5 protein-coding genes and 1 pseudogene are annotated in these 8,094 nt (G+C 67.1%); 3 read left to right on the plus strand and 3 right to left on the minus strand.

The annotated features are described in order from the left end of the window. The first annotated feature begins 56 nt into the window (after window positions 1-56). The 3 genes from ACKVMH_RS02005 (at window position 57) to coaE (ending at window position 3,028) form a co-directional block, all read left to right on the plus strand. Window positions 57-1,316, plus strand: a complete 1,260-nt coding sequence (locus tag ACKVMH_RS02005; RefSeq protein WP_412699045.1) for a type II secretion system F family protein — start codon at window positions 57-59, stop codon at window positions 1,314-1,316. A gap of 9 nt (window positions 1,317-1,325) precedes the next feature. After that, entirely contained in the window at window positions 1,326-2,189 is an 864-nt protein-coding gene (locus ACKVMH_RS02010) for a prepilin peptidase (RefSeq protein ID WP_412699046.1), read from the plus strand. A 224-nt stretch (window positions 2,190-2,413) separates the two neighbouring features. Continuing rightward, complete coding sequence (gene coaE, locus ACKVMH_RS02015) at window positions 2,414-3,028, plus strand: dephospho-CoA kinase (RefSeq protein WP_412699047.1); 615 nt, start codon at window positions 2,414-2,416, stop codon at window positions 3,026-3,028. Between the two features lie 83 nt (window positions 3,029-3,111). Here coaE and ACKVMH_RS02020 read toward each other — a convergent pair. The 3 genes and pseudogenes from ACKVMH_RS02020 to ACKVMH_RS02035 form a co-directional block, all read right to left on the minus strand. Further along, window positions 3,112-4,277, minus strand: a pseudogene (locus ACKVMH_RS02020) (Nudix family hydrolase). Window positions 4,278-4,325: 48 nt separating this feature from the next. Continuing rightward, on the minus strand, window positions 4,326-7,079 hold the full coding sequence (gene secA, locus ACKVMH_RS02030; RefSeq protein ID WP_412699049.1) for a preprotein translocase subunit SecA: 2,754 nt from the start codon (window positions 7,077-7,079) through the stop codon (window positions 4,326-4,328). A 187-nt stretch (window positions 7,080-7,266) separates the two neighbouring features. After that, window positions 7,267-8,094: M23 family metallopeptidase (locus ACKVMH_RS02035; RefSeq protein ID WP_412699050.1), on the minus strand; the 828-nt coding region annotated here is incomplete at its 5' end.

An 8,094-nucleotide genomic window follows, 5' to 3' on the forward strand; every position in this document is an offset into this window, starting at 1 on the left:
CGTGCCGCCGGCGCGCCGCATTGCTGCTACTGCCATAGCGTTACTGGGGGCCAATCATGTCCGCGACCCGAACCGCCACCAAGCCGACCGCAACGCCTGTGCGTCGAGCCGAAGCTCTATCATTGTTCGTCTGGGAAGGCACCGACAAGCGCGGGGTCGTGATGAAGGGCGAGCAGGTGGCCAAGAACGCCAACTTCCTGCGCGCCGAGCTGCGCCGTCAGGGCATCACGCCGAAAGTCGTGCGGCCGAAGCCAAAGCCGTTGTTCGGCGGCGCGGGCAAGCGCATCACCCCGCTCGACATTGCCATATTCAGCCGACAGATCGCGACCATGATGAAGGCCGGCGTGCCCATTGTTGGTGCGCTGGAAATCATCGGGAGCGGCAACAAGAACCCGAAGATGCAGCAGTTGGTAAACACCATCCGTGCTGACGTGGAAAGCGGGTCTTCGTTGAGCGAGGCAATCAGCAAGCATCCCGTGCAGTTCGACGAGCTTTATCGCAATTTGGTTCGAGCAGGCGAATCCGCCGGCGTGCTCGAGACCGTGTTGGACACCGTCGCCACATACAAGGAGAACCTGGAGGCGCTCAAGGGCAAGATCAAGAAGGCGCTTTTCTACCCTGCGGCTGTGGTAGCTGTGGCCCTCCTCGTCAGCTCGATCCTCCTAGTATTCGTAATCCCGCAGTTCGAATCGGTATTTGAAGGGTTTGGTGCGGAATTACCTGCCTTTACCAAAATGGTCGTGGGAATGAGCGACTTCATGGTCAGTTGGTGGTGGGCGGTCTTTCTTGCAGTTGCCGCTGCGATCGTCGCCTTCGTTATGTTAAAGAACCGTTCTACGGCGTTCTCGCATTTTCTCGACCGGTTGATCCTGAAACTGCCGGTTATAGGGCAGATCATGCACAACTCAGCAATTGCGCGATTCTCGCGCACGCTGGCAGTCACGTTCAAGGCCGGCGTGCCGCTGGTAGAAGCCCTCGACACGGTGGCCGGCGCTACCGGCAATACGGTTTACGAGAAGGCTGTGTTCCGCATTCGAGATGACGTGGCGGTGGGGTTCCCCGTAAACATGGCGATGAAGCAGACCAATCTGTTCCCGCACATGGTTACCCAGATGACCGCGATCGGCGAAGAAGCCGGTGCGCTGGATACCATGTTGTTCAAGGTGGCCGAATTCTACGAGCAGGAGGTCAACAACGCAGTCGATGCACTGTCAAGCCTGCTCGAGCCCTTGATCATGGTGTTCTTAGGCGTAATTGTCGGCGGCATGGTGGTTGCAATGTATTTGCCGATCTTCAAGCTCGCTGCAGCAGTTTAAGCGCGCCTAATGGCATTCCTCGACCAGAACCCCGAGATCGGCTTCCCGCTGGCAGCCGGTTTCGGCCTCCTGCTGGGCAGCTTCCTCAACGTCGTGATCCTGCGCCTGCCGCGCCGACTGGAGTGGCAGTGGAAGCGCGACGCGCACGAGATCCTGGAAGAGCCGGACACCTACGACCCGCCGCCTCCCGGCATCGTGGTGGAGCGCTCGCACTGCCCGCACTGCAAGCACCAGCTGTCGTGGTACGAGAACATCCCGGTGTTCAGCTGGTTGGCGCTGCGCGGCAAGTGCCGCAACTGCAAGGCGCCGATCTCGGCGCAGTACCCGCTGGTCGAACTGCTGACGATGCTGCTAATGGTCGCCTGCGTCTGGCGCTTCGGCTTCGGCTGGCAGGGCTTCGGGGCGATGGTGTTCACCGGGTTCCTGATCGCGCTGTCGGGCATCGACCTGCGCACGCAGTTGTTGCCGGACCAGCTGACGTTGCCCTTGATGTGGCTCGGCCTGATCGCTGCGGTGGACAACCTCTACATGCCGGCCAAGCCGGCACTGATCGGTGCGGTGGTCGGTTACCTGAGCCTGTGGATCGTGTGGTGGTTGTTCAAGCAGCTCACCGGCAAGGAAGGCATGGGCCACGGCGACTTCAAGCTGCTGGCCGCCATCGGTGCCTGGACCGGGCTCAACGGGATCCTGCCGACCATCCTATTGTCGTCGCTGGTCGGCGCCATCCTCGGTTCGATCTGGCTGGCGGCCAAGGGCCGCGACCGCGCCACGCCGATTCCGTTCGGCCCCTACCTGGCCGTGGCCGGCTGGATCGCGTTCTTCTGGGGCGACGCGATGGTGAACGGCTACATGCAGTACGCCGGGCTGGGCTGAGGCGCACGGCCGCTCCGCGCAGGACGTGCCGGAGCGCGTAGGAGCGTGTAGGAGCGACGTAAGTCGCGACCCACTGACCTTTCCGAGCAAGCCGATCAACGCGCTACCCGTGACGGCATCGGCATCTCGCTTCGAGCACCGTCCAGCCCATTGTCAGTGGGTCGCGACTTACGTCGCTCCTACGGCGTGGTGGGTGGGGTAGGCGGCGTGGCATCCTGCGCGGCATGAGCGACTACATCATCGGGGTGACGGGCGGGATCGCGTCGGGCAAGAGCGAGGTTACGCGGCGCTTCGAAGCACTCGGCATCGTCGTGGCGGACGCGGACGTTGCAGCGCGCGAGGCGGTGGCGCCGGGATCGCCGGGTCTGGCCGAGGTCGTTGCGACCTTTGGCAACGATGTCATCGGTGCCGACGGCACGCTCGACCGCGCGGCAATGCGGCAGCGGGTGTTCGTGGACCATGCGGCACGCCAGCAACTCGAGGCCATCATCCATCCGCGCGTCCGGCAGGAACTGCGGGACCAGTGCGATGAAGCGCCGGGCCCCTATGCCATTGCCGCCATCCCGTTGTTGGCGGAAGGCGGGGGGCGCAAGGCGTATCCATGGCTTGACCGTATCCTGGTCGTCGACGTCCACATGGCGGTCCAGCGCGAGCGGGTCATGCGGCGGGATGCGGTCGATGCGGCGCTGGCGGAGTCGATGATCGCGGTGCAGGCCACACGCGAGCAACGGCTGGCGATCGCAGTCGACGTGATCGTCAACGATGGGACTGTCGGGGAGCTCGATGCGCACGTCGCGGCGCTGGATGGGCTGTACCGAGCGCTGGCGGCGCCGAGTTAGCACCCTGCTCCTGTAGGAGCGGGGTCAGCCGCGATCGCGGTTTCGACGCTTGCGTGACACGACGATCGCGGCTGAAGCCGCTCCTACACAAGCGGGCTGGGGCAGGCGTCGGGCCACAGGCTGCGGATCGCCGCGATGCCTTGCGCGCCGTGCTGGCGCGCTTCGGTGAGATCGGCCCGGCCAAGGCCGCCGATCGCGTAGAGGGGGATGGCGACCTGCTCGCGCAGGTGGGCGAAGCCGGCCCAGCCGATCCCGGGTCGGCCGGGGTGGCTCGGTGTCTCGCGCAGGTTGCCGACCACGGCGAAGTCGCACCCCAGAGCCTCGGCGGCCTTCAGGTCGTCGGCGGTGTGGCATGACGCGGCCAGACGGACTTCCGGCCCGACCGGCCGGCTACCAAGCGCATGCAGTTGCGATGCTTGCAAATGCAGGCCGGCGCCGTGCGCGCGTGCGAGTTCGGCGTCGCCGTTGACCAGCACGTCCGCGCCGGCCTTGCGACACAGACGCGTCGCCTGTTCGACCAAGCCGGACCAGTCGACGGCGCTGCCCTGCCCGCCGGCGCCGGTCTCCCGCCAGACACCACCATGACGCAGTTGGACCCGCCGGATACCCCCGGCCAGCGCCTGACGAAGTGACTCCAGCCAACTACCGACATCCGCCGCTGGCGCCGGCGTAACAAGGTATTCGGCCGGCTCCCCCAGTGCGGCGACCACCGGGCGGTCCGCGGGCGGCATCGCGTAGCTGGCGAGCTTGTGCGGCGGCACCCAGGCCAGCGCCTGGCCTTCCCGCCCGCGGGCGGTGCCGTGCCAGTCGCGGATGCGGCGCACGTCGAGCCGCAAGCGCTTGTGCGGGTAAGCCTGCGGCACGGCGATCACCGGGTCGCCGACTTCGGCCTCGATGCCGAGCTCTTCGTGCAGTTCGCGCGCCAGCGCCACCTCCGGCGTCTCACCGGGNGCCGCAAGCGCTTGTGCGGGTAAGCCTGCGGCACGGCGATCACCGGGTCGCCGACTTCGGCCTCGATGCCGAGCTCTTCGTGCAGTTCGCGCGCCAGCGCCACCTCCGGCGTCTCACCGGGTTCGCGCTTTCCGCCGGGGAATTCCCACAGGCCGGCCAGGTCACGGCCCTCGGTGCGGCGGGTCAGCAGTATCCGGCCGCGCGCGTCATGGATGACGCCGGCGACGACCTCGATAGCAGCCGCCGGCGGGGCTACCGCCGGGTCCGCGACCGCCGCTGGCGCAGGATCGTCAGGCATCAGCGAGGACGCCTGCGCCCGGCCCCGGCCGGCGATGACCAGCCTCTGTCAGGCCAACTGTCCATGGCAGTGCTTGTACTTCTTGCCGCTGCCGCACGGGCACGGATCGTTGCGACCGACATTGGCGAAGGCCTGGTTGCCCTGCGCATTGCCGGCCTGCGCGGCGGCCTCTGCCTGCTGCGCTTCCTCGTCGGCGCCGAGGCCGCCGGCATCGGCGTGCTGGAACTGCATCTGCCGGGCTCGTGCCTCGGCCTGCGCGCGCTCCTGCGCTTCCATCGCGGCGATCTCCTCCTCGGAGCGGATCCGGACGCGGGCCAGCAGGGTCACGACCTCGCGCTTGACCTTCTCCAGCATGTCGCTGAACAGCTCGAAGGCCTCCTTCTTGTACTCCTGCTTGGGCTGCTTCTGGGCATAGCCGCGCAGGTGGATGCCCTGTCGAAGGTAATCCATCCGTGCCAGGTGCTCCTTCCAGCTCTGGTCGAGGACGTTCAGCATGATGTGCTTCTCGAGCATGCGCATCGTCTCCGGGCCGAGCTGCTGCTCGCGCGCCTGCACATGGCTGGCGACCGCCGCCTCGACGTGCTCGGCAATGCCCTCGTCATCGATCTCCGAGCGGCTGGCGACCAGCCCCTGCAGGTCCACCTGCAGGTTGAACTCCTCCAGCAGCGCGGCCTCCAGCCCCGGCAGGTCCCACTGCTCGTCGACCGAGCCGGGCGGCACGAAGCGCGCCGTGGTCTCGGCGACGACGTCCTCGCGGATGCCGTCGATGTTCTCCTTCACGTCCTCGGCGTCGAGCAGCTCGTCGCGCTGGCCGTAGATGACCTTGCGCTGGTCGTTGTTGACGTCGTCGAACTCCAGCAGGTTCTTGCGGATGTCGAAGTTGTGGGCCTCGACCTTGCGCTGGGCGTTGGCGATCTGCTTGCTGACCAGCGGCGACTCGATGATGTCGTCTTCCTTCAGGCCCATCCGCGCCATCACCTTCTGAACCCAGTCGGCGGCGAAGATGCGCATCAGGTTGTCTTCCAGCGACAGATAGAACCGGCTGGAGCCCGGGTCGCCTTGGCGGCCGGCGCGGCCGCGCAACTGGTTGTCGATGCGGCGGGACTCGTGGCGCTCGGTGCCGACAATGTGCAGGCCACCGGCGGCCTTGACCGCCTCGTGGCGCTCGCGCCATTCGGCCTTCAGGCGTTCACGGGTGGCGTCGTCGACCGGCGCGCCGGTCTCGGCTTCGAGCTGCTCGACCTCGTTCTCCCACGATCCGCCCAGCACGATGTCGGTGCCGCGGCCGGCCATGTTGGTGGCAATCGTGATCGCTCCCGGGCGGCCGGCCTGGGCGACGATCACGGCCTCGCGCTCGTGCTGCTTGGCGTTGAGGACCTCGTGGTGGATGCCGGCCTCGGTCAGCTGCTGGCTGAGCATCTCCGAGACCTCGATCGAGGTCGTGCCGACCAGCACCGGCTGGCCCTTGGCATTGGCCTCCTTGATCTCGGCCAGCACCGCGCGGTACTTGCCGGCGCGGTTGAGGAACACCGCGTCGGGGTGGTCCTTGCGCTGCACCGGGCGGTTGGTCGGGATGACGATGACCTCCAGCCCGTAGATGGTCTGGAACTCGTAGGCCTCGGTGTCCGCCGTGCCGGTCATGCCGGCCAGCTTGTTGTACATGCGGAACAGGTTCTGGAAGGTAATGCTGGCCAGCGTCTGGTTCTCGCGCTGGACCGGCACGCCCTCCTTGGCCTCGACCGCCTGGTGCAGGCCGTCGGACCAGCGGCGCCCGGCCAGGGTGCGGCCGGTGAACTCGTCGACGATCACCACCTCGCCGTCGCGGACGATGTAGTCCACGTCGCGCTGGTAGATCGCGTGGGCGCGCATCGCGGCGTTGAGGTGGTGGACGACGCTCAGGTTCTGCGGGCTGTAGAGGCTGCCCTCCTCGTCATCGCCGTTGAGGATGCCGGCCTCGCGCAGCAGCGCCTCGGCGTGCTCCTGGCCACCTTCCGACAGGTGTACCTGCTTGCCCTTTTCGTCGACCCAGTAATCGCCGACGCCGTCCTCGACCTGCTGGCGGACCAGCTTGGGGACGATCCGGTTGACCTTGATGTACAGCTCCGGCGAGTCGTCCGCCGGGCCGGAGATGATCAGCGGCGTGCGCGCCTCGTCGATCAGGATCGAGTCGACCTCGTCGACGATCGCGTAGTTGAGTCCACGCTGGAAACGGTCGCCCTTCGACAGCGCCATGTTGTCGCGCAGGTAGTCGAAGCCGAACTCGTTGTTGGTGCCGTAGGTGATGTCGGCGTTGTAGGCGGCCGCCTTGTCGCCGTGCGGCATGCCCGGGTAGACCACCCCGACCGACAGGCCCAGCCAGTTGTACAGCTTGCCCATCCACGCCGAGTCGCGCCGGGCCAGGTAGTCGTTGACGGTGACAACGTGGACGCCGTCGCCGGTGAGGGCGTTGAGGTAGACCGGCAGGGTCGCGACCAGGGTCTTGCCCTCGCCGGTACGCATCTCGGCAATCTTGCCCAGGTGCAACACCATGCCGCCGATCAGCTGCACGTCGTAGTGGCGCATCCCGAGCACGCGGCGGCTGGCCTCGCGGCAGACCGCGAAGGCCTCGGGCAGGATCTTGTCGAGCGACTCGCCGTTCTTCAGGCGCTGCTGGAACTCCGGGGTCTTGGCCTGCAGTTCGGCGTCGCCGAGCTTCTCCATTTCCGGCTCGAGCGCGTTGATCCGGGTGACCGAACGTTGCAGCTGGCCCAGCAGGCGGTCGTTACGGCTGCCGAAGACGCGGGTAAGCAGGTTGTTGAGCATGGATTGTCCGAAGTCAGGTGTTCATCGCCGGGGCATGCCGCCGAAACGGCAACGGGGCGCGAGGGCGCCCCGTCGTGGCGAAACGTTCATTCTAGCGTGGGGGGGGCGGGACCGCGTATCAAGGGGGTCGGCGGGGCCACAAACGCAGAAGGCCCGCGTCTCCGCGGGCCTTCCGTGATTGCCGGGCTCAGCCCCGCAGCGGCGAGCGCTGTTCCAGGAACTGGCGGGGGTTGACCACCCGGCCGTTCTGCCAGACCTCGAAGTGCACGTGGGCACCGGTCGAGCGGCCGGTGGAACCGGCCTTGGCGATCTCCTGCCCGGCCCGGACCAGCGAGCCGACCTTCTGGGTCAGCCGCGAGTTGTGCGCATAGCGGGTCACGAAACCGTTGCCGTGGTCGATCTCGACCGTGTTGCCGTAGCCCGAGCGGCTGCCCGAGAAGCTCACCACGCCGTCGGCCACCGCGTTCACCGGGTCGCCCACGTCGGCTTCGAAATCGATGCCCTTGTGGAACTGACGGCCACCGCGGATCGGGTCGGCGCGACCACCGAAGCTGGAGGTGATGTAGCTGTTGATCGGCTCGCGCGACGGCACCGAGTTCATCTCGAGCTGGCGGTTGAACAGCAGCGACTCGAGCACCGAGAGCTGCTCACCCGACGCCTTGAACTGCGCGTCCAGCATGGCCATGCCGCTGTCGAGCTCGGCCTTGGGCATGTCCTCGACTTCGCCGTCGCCACCGATCGCGACCGGCTTGTTGAAGTCGAACTCGCCGTCCTGCAGCTGGCCGATGCGGGTCAGGCGCTCGCCGAGGGCGTTGAGGCGGTTGGCCTCGGCCTGCAGCTCGCCGAGGCGCGCCGCCAGGGCATTGACCTCGCGCTGGGCGTCATCCTGGATCGCTTCGATCCGGACCTGCTGCTGCTCGACCTGGGCCCGCAGCGCCATGTTGCCGGCGATGCCGCCACCGGCGCCGATCGCCAGCCCGCTGCCGAGCAGCAGGGCCGCGGCGGCACCCGGGCG

Origin of the sequence: Lysobacter zhanggongensis (assembly GCF_046638635.1) — a bacterium.
GTDB classification, from domain to species: domain Bacteria; phylum Pseudomonadota; class Gammaproteobacteria; order Xanthomonadales; family Xanthomonadaceae; genus Novilysobacter; species Novilysobacter luteus.